We start from the raw sequence: 26,254 nt of genomic DNA on the forward strand, positions 1-26,254 counted from the left end.
CGTCCAACACAGAGAGGGGGCAACCCATGACGACGACGGAGGCACCGGCCCCACCCGACGTCCGTCTCCCGGCCACGACGGCCCGGACACGGCACACCCTGGGCCGCGTCCTGGCGACCCTCGCCCGGTCGGTCGCGATCTTCGTGCCCGTCTTCCTGGTCGCGACGTTCGTGACGTTCGCGCTGCGGTCCCTGAGCGGGCTCAGCCCGGCGCGCATCCAGCTGGGCGAGGAAGCGACTCCCGAAGCGGTCGCCCGCGTCGAGGCCCACTGGGGCCTGAACCGGCCCTTCCTCGTCCAGTACGGGGACTGGTTCGGCGGCGTCCTGCACGGACAGCTCGGCGCGAGCTGGACCAACGGCGCCGACATCTCCACCCTCATCGGCCTGGGCCTGGGCGTGAGCCTGTCGGTGGCGACCTTCGCGCTGCTCATCGGCGTGGTCGCGGGCTTCGCCCTCGGCACGGTCGCGGCCCTGCGCCGCACCACGTGGGTCGACCGCGCGATCACCGGCTTCGTGACGGTGATCTCGGTGATGCCGGCGTTCGTCGTCGGCATCGTGCTGGTCGCGGTCTTCGCGGTGGGGCTGCACCTGTTCCCGTCCGCCGGTTACGTTCCGGCGGATCAGGGGTTCGGGCCGTGGCTCGCCCACATCACCCTGCCCGCCGTCGCCCTGAGCTTCGACGTCGTCGCCGATGTCGCCCGGCAACTGCGCGGCAGCCTCATCGGGGCCTACCGCGAGAACTACGTGACCGGCGCCGTGGTCCGCGGGCTGAGTCCGCGCAGGATCTTCTTCGGCCATGTGCTGCGCAACGGCCTCGGGCCGGCGCTCGCCACCCTCGGCCTGAAGTTCCCCGCCCTGGTCGGTGCCTCCGTCGTCACGGAATGGATCTTCGGCCTCCAGGGCTTCGGACGGTTCGCCAACGACTCCGCGCAGGCCGGCGACGTACCGGCGGTGCAGGGCGTCCTCGTGGTGTCGATCGTCCTGGTCGTCGCCTTCAACCTGCTCGTCAACCTGGTGCTGGCGCGCGTCACGCCGGCCGCGCAGCGGGGGGTGTGACCGTGGTGCGCCGCCTCCTCTCCCTCGCCACCGGGCGGATCGCCCTGACCGTCCTCGCCCTGATCGCCGTGCTCGCGCTGTTCGGACCGCTGCTCGCTCCGCACAATCCCCTGGCCACCGGCGACCACCCGCTCGCCGCCGCCTCCGGCGCCCACTGGCTGGGGACCGACTATCTCGGCCGTGATGTGCTGAGCCGGCTCCTCGACGGCTCCCGTGTCAGCGTCCTCGGCTCGCTGGAGGTCGCGATCACGGCCCTGGCCGTCGGCACCGTCCCCGGCATCCTGTCCGTCCACCTCGGGCGGGTCTTCGAATGGGTCACGCTGCGGCTCGCCGACACGCTGGTAGCCCTGCCGTTCCTGCTGTTCGCCGTCGCCGTCATCGCCCTGCTCGGCAACGGCCTCTCCCAGGCGATGCTGGTCACCGGCGCGTTGGTGTCCCCGTTGTTCTACCGCGTGGCCCGCGCCGCCACCCTGGCCGTGGCCCGCTCTCCGTACGTGGAGGCCGCCATCGTCTCGGGCGCCTCCATCGGCTGGGTCGTTCGCCGTCATGTCTGGGCCAAGGTGCTCCCGCCGATCGCGGTCGCGCTCGCCCAGACCGTCGGCGTCGGCTTCGTGATCGTGTCGAGCCTGACCTTCCTGGGGATCGGCGTCCAGCCTCCCGCACCCACCTGGGGCGGCCTGCTCGCCTCGGATCTGGGGTACCTCAGCCACCAGCCGTGGGCACCGCTCGCCCCCGCCCTGCTGATCATGGTCACCGTCTGGGCCTGCAACCTCCTCGCCGACGCGATCCGCGATGTCTCCGGCGAGGCGGGCCGCGCGCTGGTCAACACCCGCAAGGCCCGTGCCAACCGCCGCCGCGAGTCCGACCCCGCTCCCGCAGGAGGTGTGCGATGACCACCCTGTCCGAGAAGCTCCTCGCCGAGGTCGGGGCCGAGGAGACCGAGACGATCGAACAGATCACCGGGCCCGGCTCCGGGCACCCGGCCGAACCGCCGTCCCCGGTGCTGGCCGTACGCGATGTGCGCATCGGCGACCGGGCCGGCGACCGGGAGATCGTCCACGGCGTGAGTTTCACGCTCACGCCCGGCAGCGCCGTCGGCATCGTCGGCGAGTCCGGCAGCGGGAAGACCCTCACCTGCCGTGCCGCACTGGGGATCCTGCCCGCCCACTTCGAGATCACCGGCGGCTCGGTCGAGATCGACGGCAACGACATAGCCGACCTGTCCCCCGCGCGGTGGACGGACCTGCGGGGCGCCACCATCAGCGCGGTCTTCCAGGACCCGGCGTCCTATCTCAACCCCTCGATCCGCGTGGGGGCACAGATCGCCGAGGTTCTCCGGGTCAAGACGGGACTGAAGCGGCGCGCGGCGCACCGCCGGGCGATCGAACTGCTGGAAGCCGTCCAGCTGCGGGACCCGGAACTGGTCCACGGCCAGTACCCCCACGAGCTGTCCGGCGGCATGCTCCAACGGGTCCTCATCGCCGTGGCGATCGCCGCCGACCCGCGGATCCTCATCGCCGACGAGGCCACCACCGCGCTCGACGTGACCGTCCAGGCCGAGATCCTCGACCTGCTGGCAGACCTGCGCGAGCGGACCGGGCTGGCCCTCGTCGTCGTCTCCCACGACCTGGCCGTCGTCGCCCAGCTGTGCGACGAGGTCCTCGTCATGCGCCGGGGCGAGGTCGTCGAACAGGGCCCGACCAGGGACGTACTCCACCATCCGCGGCACGAGTACACCCGGCTCCTGATCGCCGAACACGAGCAGTACGGCCTGGAGAAGTTCCTCGCGCCCGATCCCGAGGGGGACGCATGAGCACCGACGCCCCGGCCACCGAACCTTCCCCGCGAACCACCGCCCCCGGGGAGCCGACGAAAGCCGTCCTGGAGGTCAAGGACCTCGAAGTGCACTACGGAACGCCGCGGCGACGCCGGCCCGCTCTTCGCGGTGTCTCGCTCAGCGTCGCGCCGGGCGAAACCGTCGGCATCATCGGCGAGACGGGTTCGGGCAAGTCCACCCTCGCGCGGGCCGCGCTCGGACTGGTGCGCGCCTCGGCGGGATCCGTCGTCGTCGACGGTGAGGACGTCAGCGCCCACGGCGCGCGCCAGTGGCGCGCTCTGCGGCGTCGCGGTGTGATCCAGTACGTCTTCCAGGACCCGCTGCGCAGCCTCGACCCGGACCTCACCGTCGAGACCTCCCTGGCCGAACCGCTGCTCGTCCGGGGCGATTCCCGCGAGGAGGCGGCACGCCGGGTCCGCGCGTTCCTCGCCCGCGTCCGCCTCTCCGAGGACCTGCTCGACCGACTGCCCGGTGAGCTCTCCGGCGGTCAGCGCCAACGCGTGGCGGTGGCACGGGCGTTGGTCACCGAACCCCGGCTGATCATCCTCGACGAGCCGGTCAGCGCCCTGGACTCCGCCAACCGCGTCCAGATCCTGCGGATCCTGGAGGAACTCCGCGACGACGGTGTGGCCCTCGTCTTCATCTCCCACGACCTCGGTTCCGTCGCCGGGATCGCCGACCGCATCGCCGTGCTGTACCAGGGCGAGCTGGTCGAGGCCGGCGCCTCCCGCGATGTCATCGGCAGTCCCCGGCACAACTACACCCGCCTGCTGGTCCGTTCCGCGCCGACACTGCGCTCCGCCGCGGCCGACCGGGCCGAGCGCGCGGCCCTGCGGGCCCTCTTGAACGCCTGAACACCGGAACACCGGACGACAGAACACCGAGACGACAGAACCCCACGAGAGACAGGAAGAAAGCCATGCCCCGCACCATCCATCTCGCCCTGCACCCCTACGGCGTCGGCGGTCCCGGCCAGCACGGACTGTGGAAGGACCCGCGCGTGGCGAAGAACGCGAGCATCGACATCGACTACTACATCCGGCTGGCGAAGGCGGCCGAACACGCCCTCTTCGACGCGCTGTTCATCGTCGACAGCCAGTTCATCAACGCCACCTACCCGGCGCACTACCTCAACCGCCTGGAACCGCTGACCCTGTTGTCCGCGGTCGCCACCCACACCAAGCACATCGGCCTGGTGGGCACGGCGAGTTCGACGTACAACTCGCCGTTCAACCTGGCCCGCCGGTTCGCCTCCCTGGACCACATCAGCGGCGGCCGGGCCGGCTGGAACGTCGTCACCAGTTTCGACACCGGCACCTCCCGGAACTTCGGCCTCGACGAGCACCTCGACTACACCGCCCGGTACGGCCGCGCCCTGGAGTTCGTCCGGGTCGCCCGGGGCCTGTGGGACTCCTACGAGGACGACGCCTTCCCTGCCGACGTGGACCGGGGCGTCTTCCTCGACCCGGCCAAGCTGCACGCGCTCGACCACGAGGGCGAGCACTTCAAGGTGGCGGGACCGCTGAACCTCTCCCGCTCCCCGCAGGGCCAGCCGGTGATCTTCCAGGCCGGGGTGTCCGAGGAGGGCCGCGACCTCGCCGCGCAGGTCGCCGAGGGCATCTACGCGCCGGGCGGCTCACTCCAGCAGGCGCAGGAGTACTACGCCGACATCAAGAAGCGCACCGCCGCCTACGGCCGCGACCCCGAGCACATCAAGATCTTCATTCACGGGAGCCCGGTCGTCGCCGCCACCGACGAGGCGGCCAGGCGCCGCGAGCGGGAGATCTTCGAGGAGGACAACGACTTCGACCGCAATCTCGCCCTGCTCGGCCGCTCCTTCGGTGCCTACGACTTCAGCGTGCACGACCTGGACGCGCCGTTCCCCGACGTCGCGCACCTCGCCGAGAAGGGCGGGCGCACGGGCGCGGCGGCTCTCATCGAGCGCGCTCGCACGGAGAATCTGACGCTGCGTCAGATAGCTGAGTCCGTCAATCAGTTCCGCATCTCGCCCTTCGTAGGGGCGCCGGAGACCGTCGCCGACACCATCGAGAAGTGGTTCGACGCCGGCACCTTCGACGGCATCAACCTGGCCTTCCGCACCGAGGACGAGCTGAATCTCTTCGTCGACGGCGTCGTCCCGATCCTCCAGAAGCGCGGACTCTTCCGTACCGAGTACGCGGCCGACACGCTGCGCGGCAACCTCGGCCTGCCCGTCCCGGCCAACCGCCACACCCGCGAGCCCCAGCTCGTGAACGACTGAGGTCCTCGCCCCGACCGGACGGTCGAGCACACCCTCGCCCCGCGGCCCCGCACACCGGCCGGCTCACCCCGGAACCGGCCGGCGCGGCGGCCCGACACCGAAAGGCCGACACCCATGACGAGCGAGCGACCACGCTTCCGGCTCGGCTTCCTCACCCACGTCCAGGGACGTGACCAGGACATCGCCCGCACCTACCGCAACGCGCAGGAGCTGTTCGTCGTCGCGGACGAACTCGGCTTCGACGTCGGCTGGGTCGCCCAGCACCACGTCGCCCTCGGAGGCGGCGGACTCTCCTCTCCGTGGACCTTCCTCGCCCACGCCGCGGCGCGGACCAGGCGGATCCGGCTCGGCACCGCCGTCACCGTCCTGCCGCTGGAGGACCCGGTCCGCCTCGCCGAGGACGTCGCCACCGTCGACACGCTCAGCGGAGGCCGCGTGGAGATCGGTGTGGGCAGCGGAACGAGCGGTCCGGAGTACGCCGCGTTCGGCAAGGACGCCGCCCGCAAGCGGGAACTGACCAGCGAGAACCTCGACGTCCTGCGCCGGGCCCTGGCCCACGGTGACGTGGGCACGGCCGACTTCCGCATACAGCCCCGCCCCGGCGACTTCGGCCGACGGGTCTGGCAGGGCGTGTTCAGCGCCCAGGGGGCCGAGTACGCCGCGAGCCGCGGCTCGAACCTGCTGCTCAACCGGGCCGCCTACGGCTATGACGCCCCCACCGACGAGGTGCAGCGCCCCTGGGCCGACGCCTTCCTCGCCGCGTGGGACCAGCCGCACCGCCCGCGCATCGGCCTGTCCCGCTTCGTCTTCCCCGCCAAGGACCGGCGCACGGCGCTCCGGGTGATCGGCGACGACGTCCACAGGGCGGCGCTGCGCATGGCGGAGGGCGGCGCGTTCCCCAGAGGTCTCGACGCGGACGAGGCGCTGCGCCGCTTCCACACGTTCTACGGCCATCCCGACGAGATCGTCGAAGCACTGCGGCGGGAGCGGGTGCTGCCCGTCGCGACCGACCTCATCACCCAGTTCAACCCCGCAGTGCCCGATCACGACGCCGCCGTGCGTGCCCTCGAACTCATCGCCACCGAGGTCGCGCCTGCTCTGGGCTGGAAGCCCGCGCGCACGGCCGAACCCGCATCCGCAGGAGTATGAGATGACCCAGTACAGCGATCACCACGCCCCCGAAGGCCTCCTTGTCCGCGGCACGGTTCTCGTGGTTCCCGGCCGCGGCGAGACCCGGGCGACCTACACGCGCTTCGGCCGGCGGATCGCCGCCGACGCCTACCGCGTCCGGGTGATCGACGCCCCGGTCCTCGACGCGGGGGACCCGGACGCGTCCCTGTCCGGCCTCGCCGACCGGCTCGCCGCGGCCGTCGAGGGCACCGCGGCCGAGGACGGTGCCGTCCGGCCTCTCGTGCTCGTCGGGGCCGACTCGGGCGCGGCGGCGCTCGCCGCGCTGGTGGGCAGGACCGGGACGGTGCCGCCCTGGCGGCCGGACGCGCTCGTGCTCGCCGGTCTGCCGGGCCCGTCCGCCGAGTCGGGCACGGGGGTCGACGGCTGGGACGACGAGCTCGACGTCCGCACCTCGTGCCCCACCCACCGGGGTGTCCTCACGGAGGACGCACACGTTCGGCGCGGCTCTCTGGGCGACGCGGTTCCGCAGGCCGTACTCACCGCGGCCTACGACAGCCGGACCGTGCTCCCCACGCTTTTCCTGGCCGGGGACGCCGATCCGCTCGCCGACCACGAGGCGCTCGCCCGCGCGGCGAAGTCGCTGCCCCGCGCCCGGCTGTCGGTCGTCCACGGCGCCCACCACGACGTCCTCAACGATCTCCAGCACCGCTCCGTGGCGGCGGAGGTCGTCGCGTTCCTCGAAGCGCTGCGAGGCGGCCTGCGGCCGCTGGTCGCGGTGCGGTCGAGCGCCTGGTGACGTCCGTCGTACCGGCCTTTGGACGCGGGGGCCCGGCCGTCCGGCGTCCTGCCCGAGCGGTTCGGCCCTTCCCGCCCCTCGCCCGCTCCCGTTGACCGGCCCGCACCCGTTCCCCTGCCGGCCGCACGCGTTCGCCGCCGGCCGTCGCCCGCCCTCTTGAAGCATTCGAACCCGACCCGGAAGGTCCGCCATGGCCGTGATTCTGTCCGTCTCCGGAAGCCCCTCCCCCACGTCCCGCACCACACGACTGCTGCGTCACCTGGACGAGCGGCTCCGGCTCCAGGGCCACGAGGTCACGCCGCTGGAGGTCCGTACCCTGCCCGCCCAGGCGCTGCTCGGCGCCGATTTCCGGCATCCGGCGATCGTCGAGGCCGCGGCCCAGTTCGAGCGGGCGGACGGCGTGGTGATCGGGACGCCCGTGTACAAGGCCGCGTACTCGGGGCTGCTGAAGTCGCTCCTCGACCTGCTCCCGCAGTACGCGCTCACCGGCAAGACGGTGTTGCCGCTGACGACGGGAGGCAGTACGGCTCATGTGCTGGCCATCGACTACGCGTTGCGCCCGGTGCTGAGTTCCATGGGCGCGTCGCACATCGTGCCCGGCTGGTTCACGCTCGACAAGGACATCGTCGTCGGCGACGACGGGACCCCCGCCGTCGCGCTCGCCGCGGCCCAGGCGCTTGAGCAGGTCACCGACCACTTCTCCGCCACGCTGGGAGGACGTACCACCGTGCTCGCGTCCACGGGCTGAGGGTGGGTCGCGTCGCACCGGCCGGGGCGATCCGGTGTCACCTCCGGGCGGCGGAACCTCTCGCCCGGTCGCTACCGGCCGCGGTGTCGCCGGGTCCGGCCGGTGCGCGGCAGGCTCACCAACTCCCTCCGCAGGAAGCGGTCTTCGTCCGTCGACCGGGTCGGTCGACGCGTCGGGGAGACCGCTCAAGCGGATCACGACCCTTCGGTTCGGGCGGGGGACGACCGGGTCATCCTCGGTCCGGGCCCCGGGAGCAGCCGGACAGGCGATCGTGCCGTGACCACGGGTCACAGGCTGCGGGGCCGACACGGCCGGTCCCCTCCCCGCCCCGGCCGGCCCGGCGTTCATGCTGGTGCGCCGTGACCATCTGTGGTTACCTGGCTCCATGACCGTGCTCGTGACCCGCCGCCACGTCGACTACGTGCGTGTCACCACCACGGGGTGTCGCACCGAGAGCTGACCCCTCGCTCCGGTAACCGATCACCCTTCTCCTCCCCTCTTCACCGCACCCCGTGCTGCCCGCTGCCCTTTCCGGAAGCGGTGCTCAGCTCGCGGTTCCGCGGTGCCTCCTCCGACGCCACAGCCGGCGCACCCCGAGCAGCCCCTGCGCCTGCGCACACCGCACAAGGGAGAACCATGAGCCAGCCCATCGACTCCGTGACCGCGGGGCACACCCCCGACGACGAGCCCATCGGCCCCGACACCTCGGCCTGGTCGTTCGAGACCAAGCAGATCCACGCCGGTGCCGTGCCCGACCCGACGACCGGGGCGCGGGCGGTGCCGATCTACCAGACCACCTCGTTCGTCTTCCGCGACACCCAGCACGCCTCCGACCTGTTCTCGCTGGCCGAGCCGGGCAACATCTACACCCGCATCCACAACCCCACCCAGGACGTGTTCGAGCAGCGCATCGCGGCGCTGGAGGGCGGCGTCGCCGCGGTGGCGCTCGCCTCCGGTCAGGCCGCGGAGACGCTCGCCATCCTGACGCTGGCATCCGCCGGGGACCACATCGTGTCCAGCACGTCCCTGTACGGCGGCACGTACAACCTCTTCCGCCACACGCTCCCCCGGTTCGGCATCGAAGTGTCCTTCGTCGACGACCCGGACGACGCGGAGGCCTGGCGTGCCGCGATCAGGCCGAACACCAAGGCCCTGTTCGCGGAGACGCTCGGCAATCCGCGCGGCAACGTGCTCGACGTACGGGCCGTGGCCGACGTCGCGCACTCGTCGGGCGTGCCGCTGATCGTCGACAACACCGTGCCGACTCCGTATCTGCTGCGGCCCATCGAGCACGGGGCCGACATCGTCGTCCACTCGGCGACCAAGTTCCTCGGCGGGCACGGCACGACCATCGCCGGTGTCGTCGTCGACGGCGGCAGCTTCGACTTCGGCGCGCACGCCGAACGCTTCCCGGGCTTCACCGAGCCGGACCCGAGCTACCACGGCCTCCGGTACTGGCCGGCGCTCGGCCCGGGGGCCTTCGCGGTCAAACTGCGGGTGCAACTGCTGCGGGACCTCGGGCCGGCCCTGTCACCGCACTCCGCATTCCTGCTGCTCCAGGGGGTGGAGACGCTCAGCCTGCGCATCGAGCGGCACTCCGCCAACGCCCAGGCCCTGGCCGAGTGGCTGGAGCAGCGCGACGAGGTCGCCGCGGTCCACTACCCGGGCCTCACGTCCAACCGGTGGTACGCGGCGGGGCAACGCTATCTTCCGCGCGGCGCGGGAGCGGTCCTCTCGTTCGAGCTGCGGGACGGCGTCGAGGCCGGAAAGCGGTTCGTGGACGCGGTCGAGCTGTTCAGTCATCTCGCCAACATCGGGGACGTACGCAGCCTGATCATCCACCCGGCCTCGACGACCCACAGTCAGCTGGACGAGAGGCAGTTGGCGGCGACCGGGACCTCGCCCGGTCTGGTGCGGCTGTCGGTGGGCATCGAAAACCTCGCCGATCTCAAGGCGGACCTGGAGGCCGGGTTCCGCGCGGCGAAGGGCGCGTCCTGAACACCGTCCTCACACCGTCCGCGGTTCCCTTCCCGCCGGCCTCCGGAGGCTGGCGGGAGGGGGACCCGCCCGGACACCGGCGGTGGCACCTCCGGGACAAGGTGCTGCCCCTGGAGGCGGGCGGCGAACTGCCCGGTGTGCGGCTGGCGTTCGAGACCTGGGGGCGGCTCGCGCCGGACGGCTCCAACGCCGTGCTGGTGCTGCACGCGCTCACCGGCGACAGCCACGTCGCCGGACCGGCCGGGTCCGGTCACCCGACGCCCGGCTGGTGGGACGGTCTGATCGGGGCCGGACTCGCCCTCGACCCTCGCCACTGGTTCGTGGTCGCACCGAACGTGCTCGGCGGCTGTCAGGGCAGCACCGGTCCGTCCTCAGCCCGCCCCGGCGGTCCGGCCTGGGGCAGTGCCTTCCCCTTCCTGACCCAGCGCGACCAGGTGGCGGCGGAGGCCGGCCTGGCCGACGCGCTGGGCATCGGCCGATGGGCCTTGGTGATCGGCGGTTCCATGGGCGGCATGCGCGCCCTGGAGTGGGCGGTCTCGTATCCGGAGCGCACGGACGCGCTCCTGCTGCTGGCCACCACGGCGGCGGCCAGCGCGGAGCAGATCGCCTGGGCCGGCATACAGACCCAGGCCATCCGAAGTGACCCGAACTGGCGCGGCGGCGACTACCACGACGCCGCCTCCGGTCACGGACCGCACGCGGGGCTGGGCCTGGCCCGCCGCCTCGCCCACGTCACGTATCGCAGCGAACCCGAGCTGGCGGTCCGCTTCGGCCGTGCGCCGCAGGGCACGGAGGACCCGTGGGACGGCGGCCGGTATCAGGTCCGGTCCTACCTCGACCACCACGCCGCCAAGCTGGTACGGCGTTTCGACGCGGGCAGCTATGTGACGCTGTCGGAGGCCATGAACAGTCATGACGCCGGGCGCGGCCGGGGCGGCACGCGCGCGGCCCTGGGCCGGGTGACCGCGCGGACGCTGGTGGCCGGAGTCGACTCCGACCGTCTCTATCCGCTGTCCCAGCAGGCCGAGTTGGCCGCCGGTATCCCCACGGCGGACCGCCTCCGGGTGATCGAGTCCCCCTACGGACACGACGGCTTCCTCATCGAGGTGGAGCAAGTCGCCGCACTGGTGGGTGAATTGACCGGCTAGGACTGCTGGGCGGCCGCCCCGGCGGCCCAGCAGTCCTAAGGGCTGTCCCGGTGGCTGCGGGGCGGCCGACCCGCTCCGGCTCACCGCTTGCGCCACTCCTCGGCGAGCAGCTCGTAGGACCGAACCCGGTCGGTGTGGTCGTGGGTGATCGTGGTGATCAGCAACTCGTCGGCACCCGTGGCCTCCTGGAGCTGCTCCAGTTGGTCGGCCACCCGGCCCGGGGAGCCGACGAACTGGGTGTCGAGGCGGTCCTGGACCAGAGCGCGGTCCGTGTCGGACCAGACGTGGGCGCGCGCCTCGTCCGGGGTGGGGAACTGGATGGCTCCCTCGGCAGTACGGATGCTGCGGACCCAGAGGCCGTATCCGGTGGCGAGTTCGCGGGCGGTGTCGTCGTCCTCGGCGACCACGACGTCCGCGGACACGCTGACGTACGGCTTGTCGAGGACGTCGGACGGGTGGAACGCGGCCCGGTAACCCTCCGCCGCCTCCAGTACGGTGGCCGGACTGACGTGGTAGTTCGCCGCGAACCGGAGCCCGTTGCGGCCCGCGACCTCGGCGCTCTGTCCGCCGCTGCTGCCCAGGATCCACAGCTCCACGTCCGCGCCCTCGCCCGGCACGGCATGCGCCTCGACCCCCTCCGCCGACCGGTAGGTGCCGGCGAGCAGCGCCAGAATGTCGTCGATCTGCTCGCCGTAGTCCTGCGCATGGGCGTTCGGCTGCTGGAGGAGGATGCGCTGAAGGGCGACCCGTGGTGAGCCGAGCAGATGCTCGAACGAGAAACGGGGCGGAATACGCAGCCCGTTGGGCGTGCGGCCGTCGAGGACGGGCGTCGCGGTCGGCAGCGGCTTGACGGGCCCGCCAGGAGGCCGTCCGCCGGAACGGCCGAGGCCGAGGTCGAGACGGCCGGGGTGCAGGGCGTCGATCAGGCCGAACTCCTCGACCGTGGACAGGGCGGTGCGGTGGCCCAGTTGTACGGCACCGGAGCCGATCCGGATCGTCGAGGTCGCGGATGCCGTCAGGGCGAGGACGACCGCCGGCGAGGTGCCGGCGACGCCCGGATTGAGGTGGTGTTCGGCGAACCAGTAACGGGCGTAGCCGAGATCCTCGGCCCTGCGGGCCAGGTCGATGGTGTTGTGCAGCGCCTCGGTGGCGGTGGAACCGGACGAGATCGGGACCAGGTCGAGAACGCCGAGAGGGATGTCGGACATGACGGGTCAGGGCTCCTCAGTGCTCGGCGGGTACGGTTTCGGGCACGGGCGGTGAGAGGACCGGCCCCCACGGGAACGGCGGGTCGGGGATCTCGCGGCGCAGCACGGGGGCGACGTCCGACTGGAAGAGTTCCAGCGTGCCACGGTGTTGACGATCGGTCAGCCCACCGGCGTCGGCGTGCAGATGCAGCACGCTGTGGCCGAACCGCTCGTGATAACGGTGCACCTTCTCGATGATCTGCTGGGGGCTGCCGATCAGCGCGGAGCTGCGTTCCACGTAGTCCTCCAGCGTCGGGAACACCGGCTCCAGGCCCAGGCGCTTCTGGAAGGCCAGGTTGCCTTCGAACACGGGCCGGTAGACGGCGAGGGCCTCCTGAGAGGTGCGTGCCGCGTAGAAGCCCGCCGTCCCGGCGCCGACCGCGATAGCGGCCGGATCGTGGCCGTAGTGCTCCCAGCGTTCGCGGTAGTAGCGGATCAACTCGGCGTACGGCTCTATGGGGTTGGTGACGTTGGCGGAGAAGAGCGGGTCGCCGTGGCGGGCGGCCAGATCGACCGACTCCTTGCTGGTGGCGCTGCCGTGCCAGACCCGGACGGGCTGCTGGAGGGGCCGGGGCCACACCTCCGCGTCCTTCAGTTCCGGGCGGAAGCGGGTCGCCGCGGTGACCTTGTCCTGCCGCCAGATCCGGCGGAACACCTCGTAGCTCTCGGCGTTGCGGTCCCACTGGTCCTCGGCGGTGACCTGGAACAGCTCCCGTTGCGCGGCGCCGTTCCTCTTGCCGACGATCAACTCCAGGCGTCCGCCGGACAGATGGTCGAGCGTCGCGTAGTCCTCGTACGCGCGCACCGGGTCGAGGAGGCTGAGCGTGGTGACCGCGGTGAAGAGCCGGATCCTTGAGGTGAGCGCTGCGATGTGGCTCAGGACCACGGGCGGCGAGGACGAGATGAACGGACGCTCGTGCCGCTCCCCCACCCCGAAGCCGTCGAAGCCGAGCTCCTCGGCGAGCAGCGCGTTGTCGATCACTTCACGGAAGCGGTCGTTCGTCGGCTTCTGGATCCCGGTGACCGGATGGGGGGCGTGCACGATCAGGGTGATCGCCAGGAACTTCATGACGCGGCCCGCTCTGCCTGCGGCTCGGCGTCGGGGTGGGCCAGGCCGAGGTGGTCGCGCAGGGTGCTGCCCTCGTAGTCGGTGCGGTAGACACCGCGTTCCTGGAGGAGGGGGACGACGGTGTCCGCGAAGGAGTCCAGGCCGCCCGGCGTGATGTGCGGGACGAGGATGAAGCCGTCGGAGGCGTCGGCCTGGACGAAGTCGTCGATGGTCTCGGCGACCTTGGCGGGGCTGCCGACGAAAGCCTGCCTGCTCCCGGTCTCGATGACGAGGTCGCGGATGGACCAGTTGTTGGCGGCCGCCCGCTCCCGCCACTCCTGGGCGGTGGCCAGCGGGTCGCGGTACATCCGGACCTGGGCCCGGCCGCGGGCGATGGTGTGTTCGCCGAGGTCCGGGTCGATGTCGGGCAGGGGGCCGTCCGGGTCGTACGAGGACAGGTCACGGTTCCAGACGAACTCCAGGTGCTTGATGGCGGTGGCGCCGCTGACCTGGGCGCGCCGCACCTCGCGGGCGTGCTCCTCCGCCTCGGCGTCGGTGTCGCCGAGCACGAAGGTCGCGGCGGGCAGGATCAGCAGCTGGTCGGGGCGGCGGCCGTAGCGGGCGAGGCGTCCCTTGACGTCCGTGTAGAAGGCCTGGCCCTCCTTGAGGGTCGAATACCGGCTGAAGATGGCGTCGGCGCCGGCCGCGGCGAACTCCCGGCCCTCCTCGGAGTCACCGGCCTGGAAGATCACCGGGCGGCCCTGCGGGGAGCGCGGGACGTTGAACTGGCCCTCGATGTCGAAGTGTTGTCCCTGGTGGACGAAGGCTCCGGCCTTGGCGTCGTTCAGGAAGGTGCCGCTCTCCTGGTCGGCGACGATCTCGTCGCCGTGCCAGGAGTCGAAGAGCTCGTTCACCGTGGTCAGGAACTCCTTGGCCCGGGAGTATCGCTCCTCCTGGGGCAGGAAGCCGCCGCGGCGGAAGTTCTCGCCGGTGAAGGCGTCCCAGGAGGTGACGACGTTCCAGGCGGCCCGGCCGTCGGAGAGGTGGTCGAGGCTGGCGAACTGGCGGGCCACCTCGTAAGGCTCGTTGAAGGTGGAGTTGATGGTGCCGGTCAGTCCGAGGTGCTCGGTGACGGCGGCGAGCGCGGCGAGGACGGCGAAGGTGTCGGGCCGTCCCACGACGTCCAAGTCATATATTTCCCCGCCCTGTTCGCGCAGACGCAGGCCTTCGGCGAGGAACAGGAAGTCGAACTTGGCGCGCTCGGCGGTCCGCGCGAAGTGCGCGAACGAGCTGAACTCGATGTGACTGCCGGCGTCGGGGTCGCTCCACACGGTGGTGTTGTTGACACCGGGGAAGTGCGCCGCGAGGTGAATCTGCTTGAGCGGCTTGCTCATGGTCGGGGTCCTTCCGGCTCAGGCGGTCGTGGCGTAGCGGTTCGCGGGGCGGGCGAGCCCGAGCAGTCCGCGCAGGGTGTCGGCCTCGTAGGCGTTCCGGAAGACGTTCCGGCGCTGGAGTTCGGGCACGAGGCCGCGGGTGATCGCGGGAAGGTCGTGGCCCGCGACGGCGGGCCGCAGCCGGAAGCCGGAGAGCCCCGCGGCGGACAGCTCCTGGAGGAGATCGGCGAGCTGGGAGGGTGTCCCGGCGAAGATGCGCGCGTCGCTGGTGTACGGCTCGCCCGCCAGCGCGTCCAGCCGCTCCCGGCGGGCCTCGGCGGCCCCCGGATCGTCGTCCAGGAAGACCACCAGGTCGCCGAAGACGTGCACGGTGTCGCCGGCCCGGCCGGCCGCGTCCTGTTCGGCGCGGATCTCCTGGACGACGGCGCGGGCCTGGCCGGCGTCGTGCGGCGTGACGTAGCCGACATCGGCGGACCGGGCGACCAGCCGGTACGGGATCGTCGCGTGGGCCAGGGCGGTGACGACCGGCTGGCCCTGCGGCGGCCGGGGGGTGATGGAGGGGCCCTTGACGCTGAAGTGGCTGCCCTCGAAGTCGATGTAGTGCAGCTTGCCGCGGTCGATGAAGCGGCCGGTCGCGACGTCCCGGATCTCGGCGTCGTCCTCCCAGCTGTCCCAGAGCCGGCGCACGACCTCGACGTAGTCGGCGGCCTCGTCGAAGTGGGCGGCCACCACTTCCTGCACGGCGGGGGTGTCGTAGTCCTCGAAACGGATCGGCGGGACCGTCCGGCGTCCGAAGTGCGCGGCCTCGTTCTGGCGTGCGCTGATCTGCACACGGAGGCCCGCGCGGCCGGAACTCACGTAGTCGAGAGTGGCTATCGCCTTGGATATGTGGAACGGCTCGGTGTGTGTGGCCACCACGGTCGGAACCACGCCTATGTGGCGGGTCAGCGGCGCGATCCGCGACGCGATGAGGACGGCGTCCAGGCGGCCGCGGACCTGGTCGGTGCGCCCGTCCGGTCCGGTGAGCGACGAGGACTGGAGGCCGAGTCCGTCCTCGATGGTCACGAAGTCGAGGAGACCACGCTCGGCCTCGGCGACCAGGCCGGTCCAGTAGGCGGCGGTCAGCAGTTCGCGGGGGCGGGCCACGGGCTCGCGCCAGGCGGCCGGGTGCCAGCCCGCGCCGTCCAGCGCGACGGCGAGGTGCAGGGGTGTGGGTGACGAGGACACGGAGGTGCCTTCCTGATCGACCGTACGAGGAAGCCCGCCCCGGCGAGCGGGGCGCGGCTGCGTGGGAACGGGTCAGGGGCGACAGAGCGCGCCGGCGACCCGCAGCAGATCGATGTGCGGCCGGCCGTACAGGTGCAGGCGGCGGGGCGTGAGAGGCCTCGGCACACGGCGGCGGGACACACGGCTCATGCCCCGCACCTCCGCCCCTTCGATCCGGCGCTCCGGAGTTCCTGGCCGGCCCAGCCCTCGCGGGTACCCGGCAGGGCACCGTACGGTCTCCGACAAGCACAACCGCACGGCTATGCCCTTTCTTCCGGCTGCCCGGCTTCTTCCTGCCTCATGTTCGCGGCCTGCTCGGCGCCGGGCGTGCGGACGAGCACGAACCGTGTGCGGCGGCGCAGGGTGAACCCGATCGACTCGTAGAGCCGGATCGCGTTCGTGTTGTCGGCGACTGCGTGCAGGAAAGGGATGTCGCCGCGTTCCCTGATGCCCGCCGCGACCGCGCGGACCAGCCGTGTGGCCAGGCCCCGGCCGCGATGACCGGGATGGGTGCACACCGCGCTGATCTCGGTCCAGCCCGGCGGGCGCAGGCGTTCGCCGGCCAGGGCGATCAGGCGACCGCCCTCCCGGATGCCCAGGTACGTGCCGAGTTCGACGGTACGGGGCAGGAAGGGGCCCGGCCGGGTCAGGGCGATCAGGTCGAGGATCTCGGGCACGTCGGCGGGGCCGAGCCTTACCGCTTCGGGCGCGGGCTCGGAGTGCAGCGCGGTGGCGACCAACTGGACCCCGTAGCCGCCCTGTTCGATCGTCCAGCCCTCGGGCACGGCCTGGACCGCGGTGACCGGGGTGACCGCGCCCGGACCCACGAGTGCGGCCAGGTCGTCCCACGAGCGGGGGTCGGCGGGGTCGGCGAGTGCGGCGAACGGGGACACGTCCGTGGGATAGCGGGCGGCCCGGCCGACGCGCTCGGCGAGGTGGGCGTGCGGACCGGTCAGCGCGGCCCACGCCGCGTTGTCGAGGATGTGCGGTGCGGCCGTGCTCGGGAAGAGGGCGGGGTGGAGGCTGGTGGACATGGCGGTGCGGGTTCTCCGTATCTGGAACGCGGCCGGACGCGCCCCGGGACTCCGCCGCGGCGCCGCGGAGTCCCGTGAGGCGGGCGCTGGTTCAGGAGTTGTCGAGCGGCAGGCCGGGCGGGTTGACCTGGGAGGTGTCGACGGCCTCGTTGGAGAGGTTGTAGGCGGCGAGCCACTTGGCGTACTGGCCGTTCTTGATCAGGTGGTTGATCGCGTCGGCGATGGGCTTGGCGAGCCCGCTGTCCTTCTTGGTGGTCGCCGCGATCAGGCCCTGGAGCGTGGCCCCGGCCCCGGAGAACGTGCCCGCGCTGCGGGTCGGGTTGGGCGACTTGGCGGTCTGCGTGACGTGGTAGGCGACGCCCGGGTTGGCGGCGAAGTAGACGTCGATCTTGCCGCCCGTCAGCGCCAGGTTCACTGCGCTCTTGCTGGCGTAGTGCTTGACGGTGAGGGTCTTGCCCTCCTTCTTCAGCTTCGTCTGCCACTCCAGGAGGATCTTCTCCTGGTTGGTGCCGTTGTCGACGGCGACGGTCTTCCCCGCGAGGTTCTCGTAGTCGCCGTCGAAGTTCCAGGTGCTCTTCTTGAGCACCTCGAAGCCGACGTTGTCCTTGCGGTAGGAGGCGAAGTCGTACTTCTTCTTGCGCTCCTCGGTGTCGGTGATGTTGGCGAAGGCCACGTCGACCTTGCCGCTGTCGACACCGACGAACATGTTCTCCCAGGTGGAGTTCCGGAGCTCGGGCTTGAGGCCGAGGACGGCGGCGATCAGGCGGCCGAAGTCGGGCTCGGCGCCGGTGAGGGTCTTCTGGTCCTCGCCGACGTACGCCAGCGGCGGGAAGCCTTCGGGCAGGGCGCCCACGCCTATCTCCAGTTTGCCGCTCCTGCTGACCGACGCGGGAAGTTCGGCGCTGATCGACTTCACCTCCGAGACCTTGAGTGCGGTCGGCTCGGCGGCCCCGTTGGACAGCTGTCCGACGGTGACCGTGCCGGCGACCTCGGTCGTGGTGGCGGCGTCGCTGTCACCCCCGCACGCGGCGAGCCCGGCGGCGAGGGAGGCGACGGCCGCGGTGGCGGCGACGCCGCGAAGAGTTCTGCTGTTCAGGGGGAGCGTGCGCATGGCTGTCCTTGTCGGGTGTGTGCGGTGCGGGTGTGGGGGCGCGGTCCCGGCGGGCCGCGAAATCGGATGGTGGTGCGTAACGGCTCACGGCGGACGGCGAGTTCCGGGGTTCGTGCTGGGAGGTGCTTCGCCGAACGCGTGCCTGCGGAGGCGGACCGAGGCGGGTGCCGACAGGTGCCTCGCCGTCCGCACTCGGCGCGCGGGTCAGAGGACCTTGCTCAGGAAGTCCCTGGTCCGCTCCTGCTGCGGATCGTCCAACACCTCCGCGGGCGTGCCCTGTTCGACGATGCGGCCACCGTCCATGAAGACGACCCGGTCGGCGATCTCGCGGGCGAAGCCGATCTCGTGGGTGACGATGACGAGGGTGGTGCCGCTTCTGGCCAGATCCTTGATGACGGCGAGCACCTCGCCGACCAGTTCGGGGTCGAGCGCCGAGGTCGGCTCGTCGAAGAGGATGACCCCGGGCCGCAGGGCCAGGGCGCGGGCGATGGCCACCCGCTGTTGCTGTCCGCCCGACAACTGCCGTGGATAGGCACCGGACTTGTCCGCCAGCCCCACGCGGGCGAGCAGATCGCGGGCCAGCTGCTGGGCCTCGGGCCTGGACAGTTTTCCGGTCGCCACCGGAGCCGCGGCCACGTTGTCCAGCACGGTCAGGTGCGGGAAGAGATTGAAGTTCTGGAAGACGAACCCGATGCGGCTGCGCTGGCCCAGGATGACGCGCTCGCTCAGTTCCTTCAGACGCTCGCCGTGCCTGCGGACGCCGATGAGCTCGCCGTTCAGGCTGACGTGGCCGATCTCGGGCTTCTCCAGATGGTTGATCACCCGCAGGAGAGTGGACTTGCCGGATCCGGAGGGTCCGAGAATGACCGTGACCTCTCCGGGCCGGACGGTCAACTCCACGCCGTCCAGGACCTGATGGACGCCGTACCACTTGTGCACGTCGTGCACCTCGACCGCCGCCGGCTGGGTCCCGAGTACTCCGACGACCTCGGCCGCCGGGACCGTCCCGGTCCCCGTGGCCTGCCCCTGCCCCTGCCCCTGCTCCCGCTCCCGCTCCTGCTGCTGCTCCTGCTCCTGCTCCTGCGGACCCGTCCTGGTCTTCACCGTCGCCTGACGCGCTTCGCCGGTCATATCGCCGTCTCCCTCCGGACCCGGGCCCGCACATCGCGCAGACCGTTCCGTACTTTCTGCAACGGGGTCGGCGGCAGGGTGCGCACAGCGCCCCGCGAGTAGTACCGCTCGACGTAGAACTGGATGACGGACACGACGCTGGTGAGGATCAGGTACCAGGCTGTGGCGACGAGGAGCAGCGGCACGATGTCGCCGGGATAGGTACTGCCCATGCTCTGCACGGAGCCGAACAGGTCCAGCAGGGAGACGTAGAAGACCAGCGAGGTGCCCTTGATGAGGCCGATCAACTGGTTCACGTAGTTGGGGGTGATGGAGCGCAGCGCCTGCGGGAAGACGATCTTCGCGAACTGGTACCGCCTCGGCAGGCCAAGGGCGGAGGCCGCCTCGTGCTGGCCCTGGTCGACCGAGAGGATGCCGCCCCGCACCACTTCGGAGGCGTACGCCGCTTCGTTCAGGCTGAGTCCGATGACGGCGACGGCCATGTCGGTGGCGAGGCGGGACTCGTCGAAGGTGAAGAAGGCCGGGCCGAAGGGCACGCCGACGCTCAACGTCTGGTACAGGGCGCTGAAGTTGTAGAGGAACAGCAGGACGACGATGAGCGGTACCGAGCGGAACAGCCAGGTGTAGACCCAGCTCACCGCGCGCAGCACCGGGCTCGGAGAGAGCCGGGCCAGCGCCAGCAGGATGCCGCCCAGCAAACCCAATATCGCGCTGTAGAAGGCGACTTCGAGAGTGATGAGCAGTCCGTCGAGGATCGTCGGGCGCAGGAACCAGTACTGGAAACGGTCCCACTGGTAGAAGGGGTTGGTCACCAGGCCGTGGGTGATCTGGGCGACCAGTACGAGCACGACGGCCGTGATGATCCAGCGGCCGGGGCGCCGGAGCGGAAGGACCCGCTGAGCCGCCAGGGGCTTCGGCGGGGCGGGGACGTCAGGACGGGGGATCGCCTCGGCGGGCGGCGCTGATCCAAAGGACACAGCTGTGCCGGGAGATTGACTCATGGAGAGCTCCAGCGGATGCGGACACCCCGGACCACGGCGAGCGGCGGCACGACGCGGAGCCGGAGCGGCTCAGCGCGGATCGACGCACGGGTGCACGTGGAACAGGGGCTGGACGAAGAAGGGGCACACCGCGACAGCGGTGTTCGTCAGAGACGCAGAGGAAAAGCCGTCAGCCGTGGCAGAGCGGGCGACATGTGCCCGTACACAGTGCGCTGCTGACACGCAGCAGGTCCACGGAGCGGTCGGCGCACAGCACATCGCGGCCCGGACGCCGCCATGCGGCCGTCCCGTCAGCTGCGTGCATCGCCGTCACCATTTCTCTTCTCCGGCCCTGAGGCATCCCGTTGTGCGCCGCACGTTAGGCCCGCCCCGAAAAGAATGTCAATGCGGATGACCACCAGGTGAGACCGCGCGCCCGGCCTTCTTGACGGCGCGACAGGTCGCACCGAGACTGGCCTGGACGGTCACGATTGTCAGCGCCCACGGTGCGGTTCGCCCGCTCCTGTGGTCATCGGCCCCGGCTCGCTGACAGGCAACCCTTCCACCGCGACGGGGTGCCCCGGGTGACGACCGGGTCCCGCCGGTGCGGTGGGGCAAGCGTGGTCTCGCGTCTCGCGAGCCTGGAGTCGGGACCGGTGGGAATTGCCCAGGAACGGTTTGACGAGGCGCCTGCACATCGATCTGTTGCGTGTCTCCAGCGCCTACTGATCCGCGACCGGTCCGTTCGATCCGGACCGGTGCCGACAGGCGCGTCAATCCGCATTCGGCCGCTGGTGCCCAAAAGGCGGCGGTGGCTTCCTCGTTCCCCAAGGGAGAGTCAATGCCCGAGACAGCTTCGCGCACTTCCGGTACAGCCAACTCACGTCCCTGTGACCAGGTTTCGTTCCCTTCGGGCCTTCGCCTGAAGGTGACGACACCGTCCGTCCTCTCCCACCGCGTCCACAGCCGTATCGGCGTGGGCCTGGCCGGCGGCTTCTACCCGGCGCCGCACCGCTACGAGCTGTATCTGTCGGAGAGTTGTCCGCTATCGCAGCGCATCGCGATCACCCTCGACCTGCTCGGTCTGAAGGATTCGGTCGCCACCACAGTCCTGGCGCACCCCGCCAGGACACCCGACGCCTTCGCCTCACTGCGCCGCGCCTACGAGGCCACCGAGCACCACTACGACGGACCGCTGACGGCACCCGCGCTGTGCGACCGCTGGAGCGGACGCATCGTCAGCAACCACACGCCGGACATTCTCCGCGATCTCGCGGGGCTGCTCTCCGGCCACACCACGGGGCACCCTTCCACACTGTGCCCGCCGGCTCTCACCGCGGACATCGAAGCCCTGCGCGACCTGCTGGACCGCGACGTCACCCCGACCGCCGAACCCCCGGAGCTCTCGGCGGCCCTGGAGCTGCTGGACTGCCAACTCATGGAGCGGTCCTATGTGTTGGGCGAGAACCTGACGGCGGCGGACGTGGACGTGTGGGTGGCGCTCACCCGACTCGGCCCGTCGGACATCCTCGGCGGGCATCACCGGCTCCGGGACTACGTACGCCGTCTGAGCGGCCACCCCGCCTTCCGGGGCGACGAAGAGGCGGCGCCCGTCACGGCCGGCGCCTGACCTTCCCGACGAAATCGGGGAGGGTTCCACCCGGCCGGGCCCCCGGCCGCCCAGATGACTGCGGTCCTGGCACGCATGGTCGAACGGAGAACCGGACGCCGGGCCCGGCGTCCGGTTCTCCGGCGTCCGGACCGTTCAGTCGCGCGGAATCAGGATGATGCTCACGCCCTTCAGAGTCGAGGTCCACTGTCGGCCCTGGTCAAGGACCTCGCGCCCCGAGCCCAGGATCCGGTCCTGGAGGATCAGCGCCGACTCACGGAGCTCCTCCCACGGCTCCGGCACATCGAAGGCACGCCGGGACCGCTCGACGGAGCCGACCAGAGCACGGCAGGCCGCCTCCACGTCCGCGACGTTCTGGCCGGCCGATCCGACTCCGTCGATCGACCACGTCATCCACAGGCGCCCCATGACCACACTCTGTCCCATCCCCGGAACCAACGCATGCCCACTGCACAGAACACGGAGCACGCGCGCAGAACACAGAGCACGTGCCGGGACGGTCCACGGGTCCGCCCCGTCCACGTGCGGTCCGCCTACGTTCGGCGCAGGCTATGAGCGTAGAGGCGCGTCACCCACACCACACGTTCGGCGGCCAGAAGGAATGACGACGGCTGAAACAGGCCCGCCGGGACGGCCGTCGGTGGCACAGCGCCGGGTTCTCGCCCCCTGCCCGGGGCACGGCGGACACCAGGGCACGCAGCGGCGGCTGATTCCCGGCCTCCGCCGAGGGACCAGCGCCCCTCAGCACGTCGCTCCACCCCCGTCCGGCCGATCCGCCGGTCCGTCACCCATGTGACCCTGCTCCAGGAACTGCCGGGGACGCCACACCCGGTGTCGTGCTCGTCCGGTGGACGCCGGTCCGGCGCGGACCGGAATCGGGCGGCAACCTTTTGGCTTCCCGCGGCCACTGTTGGACACACCATCGGCTCGATCCCCGGAACGGATGCGCATGAAGGCAACGAGGCAGGCCGCGCGGCGCCGCGGGCGCCGGCTCAGGCTGTCGACCGTCACCCCCATCGCGCTGATCGCGGTGGGTGCTCTCGTCAGTCTTGTCGTGGCGTTCCGCCCCGATCACCACGCCGGTGCCGGGCACGCCGCGGCCTCGGCCTTCGCCGGTTCACAACGGACCGAGTCGCCCGGCCAGGGGGCTCCGGCCGGATCGGCGTCCCCGACCGCGACACGGTCGCCGAGCTCGAGTACCTCCCCGACCTCGGCGGCCGGTACCACCACCGCACCGGTGCGGCCGTCGGCCTCGAACACCTCCCGGACCGTGTCCACGACGGCCTCGCTCGCGGGACGGATCCGTCCCGGGGTCGGCTACCGGGGAGTGGCCACCACCTACGACGCCGGATCGGGCGACGGTGCCTGTTCCTACGGCCCGAGCGACGACCTCCTGACCGCCGCGATGAACCACACCGACTACGAGACGTCCAAGGCGTGCGGAGCGTACGTCGTTGTCCGCGCGGCCGGCGGCGCGGCCGTCACCGTACGGATCACCAACGAATGCCCGGTGGGCTGCGCCCCAGGGCAGCTCGACCTCAGCGCACAGGCGTTCGCCCGGCTCGCGAATCCCACGGCCGGGCGGATCCCGGTCACGTGGAAACTGCTGAGCCCGAGCACCTCCGAAACGATCGCGGTCCGGTACAAGACCGGGTCCAGCCGCTGGTGGTGCGCGGTCCAGGTGCTCGGCCACCGGAATCCGGTGGCCCGGCTCGAACTCCGCGGCGGCGACGGTTGGCGGCGGTTGCCCCGTACCGACTACAACTACTTCCTCGCCGAAGACGGCGGCGGATGCGGCGGCGCGATCAGGATCACCGACATCTACGGTGAACGCCTGACCGTCGGCGAAATCGCGCTGCGACCCGACACCGTGCAACCGACGCGGGTCCAGTTCGCCCGGCACTGACCGTTCCGGAACGCCGGCCGGCAGGCGCACGCGGGGGCCGCCGCGGATGTGGGGGTGACACCTCCGGGGGGAAGGAGCTACTCCGCGCCCCTGCCACAGCTCACACCCGCGCCCGCACCGGGCGGCCGGGGCGGGGCCGGGACGGTTATGGAGCCACCTCCCGCGACGACCGCGGACACCGTCTCGGGAACGGCCGGCTTGCGCAGCAGGAGCAGGGCCGCGTCGTCGTGCAGGCGACCGCCCACGTGGGCCTGGAGCTCGGCGTCGAGCGCGGCCAGGGTGGACGCGGGCTCGTCGGACACATGCCGGGCCAGCCCTTCGGCGAGGGCGTAGAACTCGCGGCCGTGGTCGCGGGCCTCGGTGACGCCGTCGGTGTAGAGCAGAAGCTGATCACCGTCGGCCAGCGGCAGCACCTGGAGACTCGGGGTCTCCCCCGTCAGGGCACGCAGTCCGAGAGGCGGAGCGGGGTTGACGGGGTCGACCGACGCGACGGTCCCGGACGCGCGCACATGCAGCGGAGGCGCGTGTCCGCAGTTGACGACCTCCAGCCGGCCCGGCTCCGGGTACCCGGCGACCACGGCGGTCACGAAGTCGTCGTACCCGAGGTTCCGAGCCAGACTCCGCTCGATCCGGCCGACGACGGCGAGGAGATCGGGCTCGTCGTAGGCGGCCTCGCGGAAGACACCGAGGACGAGTGCGGCCGTGCCCACGGCGGGCAGCCCCTTGCCGCGGACATCGCCGATGATCATCCTGACCCCGTACGGCGTGGGCACCAGCGCGTAGAGATCGCCGCCGATCCGTGCCTCCGCCGCGGCCGCGCTGTAACGGACGGCCACCTGGAACGGTCCGACACTCGGCGGTATGGGTGCGAGCACGGCGTGCTGCGCGGCTTCCGCGACCGATCGGACGGCCGCGAGGACGCGCTCCCGGCGCCAGCGCAGGGCGCTGGCCAGGGCGCTCGCCAGGGTGACGGCCGCCAGGGCGGACAGGACGGCCGCGAGCTCGCCGCCCGGGACACCGTCCTTGGTACCGAGCATCACGCTGAGCGCCGCGGCCAGGAGACCGACGCAGAGAACTCCGCACGGTCGGCTGGTGGTCGCCGCCAGGGCGGGTCCGGCGGCCAGCAGCGGCAGCCAGATCACCCCCGCTCCGCCGGCCAGGTCGATGAGCACGATGGCGCCGACGACCAGGAAGGGCAGCACCGGCGTGCCGAAGGCGAGGTGGGCGGCGCGCTTGCGGACCGCCGCCCAGGAACCCGCGTCTCGGTTCGTGAACGTCCGTTTCGGCCAGTGCTCGCTACTGTGCTCTCGGGCCTGACTCATGTTCGTCCGCAGTCCTCACCTGGGTTCATCCCTGAAATGTCCGATTGATCCAGGAAAGACGTTCGAGGCCCGCGCCACAAGCACATAGATTTCAGATAGTGAGCGACAGGCTCCTGGTCACCCGGTTTGCGGTCGGGATCAGCCGCGTCAGGACCGCCTGGAGCCGGGGCAGACGCTCGGCGGGGAGCGAGACGCCGAGCGAGCCGAGCGTATCCCCGCTGTACACGGGTACGGCGACGCAGACCGTGCCGAGGGCGTACTCCTCCAGGTCGGTGACAGCCGGGGCCACCGGCGACGAGGCCAGGCTCCGCAACAGCTCCCGTCGAGTGGTGATCGTCCGTGGTGTGAGGTCGGCGAGGGTGTGCCGGGCGAGGTAGTCGTTGCGGGATTCCTCGTCCAGCTCCCGCAGCACGGACTTGCCGAGCGCGGTGGCGTGTCCCGCGTCCTCGAATCCGACCCAGAGGTCGACGCGGGGTGCCCGGGGCCCGTCGACGATCTCGGCGACCCTGATCTCGCCCTCCTCGTAGAAGGTGAGGTAGGCGGCGGACGCGAGCTCGTCACGCAGTGCGGCGAGAGTGGGACGCACGCGGCTGAGCAGCGCCTGCCCGCGGCCCTGGCTCTGCAGCGTCTGCATCTTGTCACCCAGGATGAATCCACCGTCGTCAAGTTTGCGTATGTATCCGTCGTGGACGAGGGTCCGCAGCAGGTGGTACGCGGTGGCCAGGGGCAGCTCGGTCTCGCGTGCCAGCTGTTTGGCGGGCGCGCCGTTCTCGTGCGCGCTCACCGCCTCCAGCAGGCGGAAGGCCCGCTGAACGGAGGTGATGAGCGTCGGCCCGTCGCGAGCTCCCATGCCACCAGCGTGCGCCGAGGTCACGAGACAGGCAAGGCGTCACAGGACCCGCGAGCCCAACGACGCCCCCGGCTGCGGCACGCTGTTCCCGTGCGACACCTCGGAGTGACGGACTCACAGCGACTCCGCACCCGCACCCTCGGCCCCGGCCCCGGCCCCACCACAGTCGCGGCACCGCCGCCCTGCGGACTGCCGCGGCCCGGCGCACTGCCGCGGCCCGGCGCACTGCCGCGGCCCGGCGCACTGCCGCGGCCCGGCGCACTGCCGCGGCCCGGCGCACTGCCGCGGCCCGGCAGCCCGCGGGCCGCGGCAGGAACGCTCTGCCCGGGACCGGCAGCGGGACGCTCTGCCCGGACCACCGG

Annotated in this window: 25 protein-coding genes and 1 riboswitch; of the genes, 13 read left to right on the forward strand and 12 right to left on the reverse strand. The window is 71.5% G+C overall.

What is annotated here, in order from left to right; genetic code table 11:
* Positions 1-26 precede the first annotated feature (26 nt).
* The 10 genes from ACFYW8_RS23890 (at position 27) to ACFYW8_RS23935 (ending at position 10,973) form a co-directional block, all read left to right on the forward strand.
* The gene (locus ACFYW8_RS23890) at positions 27-1,055 is read left to right on the forward strand and encodes an ABC transporter permease (protein WP_365877208.1); all 1,029 of its coding nucleotides are present in this window, start codon (positions 27-29) and stop codon (positions 1,053-1,055) included.
* A gap of 2 nt (positions 1,056-1,057) precedes the next feature.
* Complete coding sequence (locus tag ACFYW8_RS23895; protein ID WP_389079586.1) at positions 1,058-1,948, forward strand: ABC transporter permease; 891 nt, start codon at positions 1,058-1,060, stop codon at positions 1,946-1,948.
* Complete coding sequence (locus ACFYW8_RS23900) at positions 1,945-2,868, forward strand: ABC transporter ATP-binding protein (protein WP_389079589.1); 924 nt, start codon at positions 1,945-1,947, stop codon at positions 2,866-2,868. The genes ACFYW8_RS23895 and ACFYW8_RS23900 overlap by 4 nt, the downstream gene beginning before the upstream one ends.
* On the forward strand, positions 2,865-3,746 hold the full coding sequence (locus ACFYW8_RS23905) for an ABC transporter ATP-binding protein (protein WP_389079593.1): 882 nt from the start codon (positions 2,865-2,867) through the stop codon (positions 3,744-3,746). The genes ACFYW8_RS23900 and ACFYW8_RS23905 overlap by 4 nt, the downstream gene beginning before the upstream one ends.
* A 65-nt stretch (positions 3,747-3,811) precedes the next feature.
* Positions 3,812-5,152, forward strand: coding sequence for an LLM class flavin-dependent oxidoreductase (locus ACFYW8_RS23910; RefSeq protein ID WP_389079597.1), 1,341 nt, complete (start codon positions 3,812-3,814; stop codon positions 5,150-5,152).
* 114 nt (positions 5,153-5,266) lie between these two features.
* Positions 5,267-6,301, forward strand: a complete 1,035-nt coding sequence (locus tag ACFYW8_RS23915) for an LLM class flavin-dependent oxidoreductase (RefSeq protein WP_389079600.1) — start codon at positions 5,267-5,269, stop codon at positions 6,299-6,301.
* Position 6,302: 1 nt separating this feature from the next.
* Positions 6,303-7,079: an alpha/beta hydrolase gene (locus ACFYW8_RS23920; RefSeq protein WP_389079603.1), complete on the forward strand. Its 777-nt coding sequence runs from the start codon at positions 6,303-6,305 to the stop codon at positions 7,077-7,079.
* Positions 7,080-7,269: 190 nt separating this feature from the next.
* Positions 7,270-7,827 (forward strand): NADPH-dependent FMN reductase, encoded by a 558-nt coding sequence (ssuE, locus tag ACFYW8_RS23925; protein ID WP_389079606.1) that lies wholly within the window; start codon positions 7,270-7,272, stop codon positions 7,825-7,827.
* Between the two features lie 636 nt (positions 7,828-8,463).
* On the forward strand, positions 8,464-9,825 hold the full coding sequence (locus tag ACFYW8_RS23930; RefSeq protein ID WP_389079609.1) for a bifunctional o-acetylhomoserine/o-acetylserine sulfhydrylase: 1,362 nt from the start codon (positions 8,464-8,466) through the stop codon (positions 9,823-9,825).
* Positions 9,822-10,973 carry a homoserine O-acetyltransferase gene (locus ACFYW8_RS23935; protein ID WP_389080073.1) on the forward strand — a complete coding sequence of 384 codons (1,152 nt, stop codon included), beginning with the start codon at positions 9,822-9,824 and terminating at the stop codon, positions 10,971-10,973. Before ACFYW8_RS23930 ends, ACFYW8_RS23935 begins: the two co-directional genes overlap by 4 nt.
* 80 nt (positions 10,974-11,053) lie before the next feature.
* On the opposite strand, the gene ACFYW8_RS23940 is transcribed toward ACFYW8_RS23935, so the two are convergent.
* The 9 genes from ACFYW8_RS23940 to ACFYW8_RS23980 form a co-directional block, all read right to left on the reverse strand.
* Positions 11,054-12,181, reverse strand: coding sequence for an MsnO8 family LLM class oxidoreductase (locus ACFYW8_RS23940; RefSeq protein WP_365877190.1), 1,128 nt, complete (start codon positions 12,179-12,181; stop codon positions 11,054-11,056).
* A gap of 16 nt (positions 12,182-12,197) precedes the next feature.
* A complete protein-coding gene (locus ACFYW8_RS23945) occupies positions 12,198-13,289 on the reverse strand; it encodes an LLM class flavin-dependent oxidoreductase (RefSeq protein WP_389079613.1) in 1,092 nt (363 codons plus the stop codon).
* A complete protein-coding gene (locus ACFYW8_RS23950; protein ID WP_389079616.1) occupies positions 13,286-14,662 on the reverse strand; it encodes an NtaA/DmoA family FMN-dependent monooxygenase in 1,377 nt (458 codons plus the stop codon). The genes ACFYW8_RS23945 and ACFYW8_RS23950 overlap by 4 nt, the downstream gene beginning before the upstream one ends.
* A gap of 18 nt (positions 14,663-14,680) precedes the next feature.
* Entirely contained in the window at positions 14,681-15,889 is a 1,209-nt protein-coding gene (locus ACFYW8_RS23955) for an LLM class flavin-dependent oxidoreductase (protein ID WP_389079620.1), read from the reverse strand.
* 72 nt (positions 15,890-15,961) lie between these two features.
* The gene (locus tag ACFYW8_RS23960) at positions 15,962-16,078 is read right to left on the reverse strand and encodes a putative leader peptide (protein WP_365877182.1); all 117 of its coding nucleotides are present in this window, start codon (positions 16,076-16,078) and stop codon (positions 15,962-15,964) included.
* A 110-nt stretch (positions 16,079-16,188) separates the two neighbouring features.
* Positions 16,189-16,962 (reverse strand): GNAT family N-acetyltransferase, encoded by a 774-nt coding sequence (locus ACFYW8_RS23965; RefSeq protein ID WP_389079625.1) that lies wholly within the window; start codon positions 16,960-16,962, stop codon positions 16,189-16,191.
* Positions 16,963-17,053: 91 nt separating this feature from the next.
* Positions 17,054-18,073, reverse strand: coding sequence for an ABC transporter substrate-binding protein (locus ACFYW8_RS23970; RefSeq protein ID WP_389079628.1), 1,020 nt, complete (start codon positions 18,071-18,073; stop codon positions 17,054-17,056).
* A 204-nt stretch (positions 18,074-18,277) separates the two neighbouring features.
* Positions 18,278-19,204, reverse strand: coding sequence for an amino acid ABC transporter ATP-binding protein (locus ACFYW8_RS23975; protein ID WP_389079632.1), 927 nt, complete (start codon positions 19,202-19,204; stop codon positions 18,278-18,280).
* Entirely contained in the window at positions 19,201-20,205 is a 1,005-nt protein-coding gene (locus ACFYW8_RS23980) for an amino acid ABC transporter permease (protein WP_389079635.1), read from the reverse strand. Before ACFYW8_RS23980 ends, ACFYW8_RS23975 begins: the two co-directional genes overlap by 4 nt.
* Positions 20,206-20,667: 462 nt before the next feature.
* Positions 20,668-20,811, forward strand: a riboswitch (SAM riboswitch).
* Here ACFYW8_RS23980 and ACFYW8_RS23985 point away from each other — a divergent pair.
* Both ACFYW8_RS23985 and ACFYW8_RS23990 read left to right on the forward strand, forming a co-directional pair.
* Positions 20,794-20,913, forward strand: coding sequence for a putative leader peptide (locus ACFYW8_RS23985; RefSeq protein ID WP_365877172.1), 120 nt, complete (start codon positions 20,794-20,796; stop codon positions 20,911-20,913). Its footprint overlaps the riboswitch before it by 18 nt.
* A gap of 199 nt (positions 20,914-21,112) precedes the next feature.
* Positions 21,113-21,814, forward strand: a complete 702-nt coding sequence (locus tag ACFYW8_RS23990; protein ID WP_389079639.1) for a cell envelope biogenesis protein OmpA — start codon at positions 21,113-21,115, stop codon at positions 21,812-21,814.
* 135 nt (positions 21,815-21,949) lie between these two features.
* Here the strand turns inward: ACFYW8_RS23990 and ACFYW8_RS23995 are convergent, their stop codons facing one another.
* On the reverse strand, positions 21,950-22,222 hold the full coding sequence (locus tag ACFYW8_RS23995) for a hypothetical protein (protein ID WP_365877168.1): 273 nt from the start codon (positions 22,220-22,222) through the stop codon (positions 21,950-21,952).
* Positions 22,223-22,763: 541 nt separating this feature from the next.
* Here ACFYW8_RS23995 and ACFYW8_RS24000 point away from each other — a divergent pair.
* Entirely contained in the window at positions 22,764-23,720 is a 957-nt protein-coding gene (locus ACFYW8_RS24000) for an expansin EXLX1 family cellulose-binding protein (protein ID WP_389079643.1), read from the forward strand.
* 77 nt (positions 23,721-23,797) lie between these two features.
* Here the strand turns inward: ACFYW8_RS24000 and ACFYW8_RS24005 are convergent, their stop codons facing one another.
* Together ACFYW8_RS24005 and ACFYW8_RS24010 are read right to left on the reverse strand one after the other, a co-directional pair.
* Positions 23,798-25,042: a PP2C family protein-serine/threonine phosphatase gene (locus ACFYW8_RS24005; RefSeq protein ID WP_389079646.1), complete on the reverse strand. Its 1,245-nt coding sequence runs from the start codon at positions 25,040-25,042 to the stop codon at positions 23,798-23,800.
* A gap of 91 nt (positions 25,043-25,133) precedes the next feature.
* On the reverse strand, positions 25,134-25,892 hold the full coding sequence (locus ACFYW8_RS24010; RefSeq protein ID WP_365877160.1) for an IclR family transcriptional regulator C-terminal domain-containing protein: 759 nt from the start codon (positions 25,890-25,892) through the stop codon (positions 25,134-25,136).
* Positions 25,893-26,254 lie beyond the last annotated feature (362 nt).

Source organism: Streptomyces sp. NPDC002742, from assembly GCF_042888885.1.
GTDB lineage: Bacteria > Actinomycetota > Actinomycetes > Streptomycetales > Streptomycetaceae > Streptomyces.

Coding starts and splice junctions, on each gene's coding strand:
- ACFYW8_RS23905 (WP_389079593.1), top strand. CDS start 2,865: ATGAGCACCGACGCCCCGGCCACCGAACCTTCCCCGCGAACCACCGCC.
- ACFYW8_RS23950 (WP_389079616.1), bottom strand. CDS start 14,662: ATGAGCAAGCCGCTCAAGCAGATTCACCTCGCGGCGCACTTCCCCGGT.
- ACFYW8_RS24010 (WP_365877160.1), bottom strand. CDS start 25,892: ATGGGAGCTCGCGACGGGCCGACGCTCATCACCTCCGTTCAGCGGGCC.
- ACFYW8_RS23930 (WP_389079609.1), top strand. CDS start 8,464: ATGAGCCAGCCCATCGACTCCGTGACCGCGGGGCACACCCCCGACGAC.
- ACFYW8_RS23920 (WP_389079603.1), top strand. CDS start 6,303: ATGACCCAGTACAGCGATCACCACGCCCCCGAAGGCCTCCTTGTCCGC.
- ACFYW8_RS23945 (WP_389079613.1), bottom strand. CDS start 13,289: ATGAAGTTCCTGGCGATCACCCTGATCGTGCACGCCCCCCATCCGGTC.
- ACFYW8_RS23995 (WP_365877168.1), bottom strand. CDS start 22,222: ATGGGGCGCCTGTGGATGACGTGGTCGATCGACGGAGTCGGATCGGCC.
- ACFYW8_RS23975 (WP_389079632.1), bottom strand. CDS start 19,204: ATGACCGGCGAAGCGCGTCAGGCGACGGTGAAGACCAGGACGGGTCCG.
- ACFYW8_RS23980 (WP_389079635.1), bottom strand. CDS start 20,205: ATGAGTCAATCTCCCGGCACAGCTGTGTCCTTTGGATCAGCGCCGCCC.
- ACFYW8_RS23970 (WP_389079628.1), bottom strand. CDS start 18,073: ATGCGCACGCTCCCCCTGAACAGCAGAACTCTTCGCGGCGTCGCCGCC.
- ACFYW8_RS23900 (WP_389079589.1), top strand. CDS start 1,945: ATGACCACCCTGTCCGAGAAGCTCCTCGCCGAGGTCGGGGCCGAGGAG.
- ACFYW8_RS23910 (WP_389079597.1), top strand. CDS start 3,812: ATGCCCCGCACCATCCATCTCGCCCTGCACCCCTACGGCGTCGGCGGT.
- ACFYW8_RS24005 (WP_389079646.1), bottom strand. CDS start 25,042: ATGAGTCAGGCCCGAGAGCACAGTAGCGAGCACTGGCCGAAACGGACG.
- ssuE (WP_389079606.1), top strand. CDS start 7,270: ATGGCCGTGATTCTGTCCGTCTCCGGAAGCCCCTCCCCCACGTCCCGC.
- ACFYW8_RS23965 (WP_389079625.1), bottom strand. CDS start 16,962: ATGTCCACCAGCCTCCACCCCGCCCTCTTCCCGAGCACGGCCGCACCG.
- ACFYW8_RS23940 (WP_365877190.1), bottom strand. CDS start 12,181: ATGTCCGACATCCCTCTCGGCGTTCTCGACCTGGTCCCGATCTCGTCC.
- ACFYW8_RS24000 (WP_389079643.1), top strand. CDS start 22,764: ATGAAGGCAACGAGGCAGGCCGCGCGGCGCCGCGGGCGCCGGCTCAGG.
- ACFYW8_RS23915 (WP_389079600.1), top strand. CDS start 5,267: ATGACGAGCGAGCGACCACGCTTCCGGCTCGGCTTCCTCACCCACGTC.
- ACFYW8_RS23890 (WP_365877208.1), top strand. CDS start 27: ATGACGACGACGGAGGCACCGGCCCCACCCGACGTCCGTCTCCCGGCC.
- ACFYW8_RS23960 (WP_365877182.1), bottom strand. CDS start 16,078: ATGAGCCGTGTGTCCCGCCGCCGTGTGCCGAGGCCTCTCACGCCCCGC.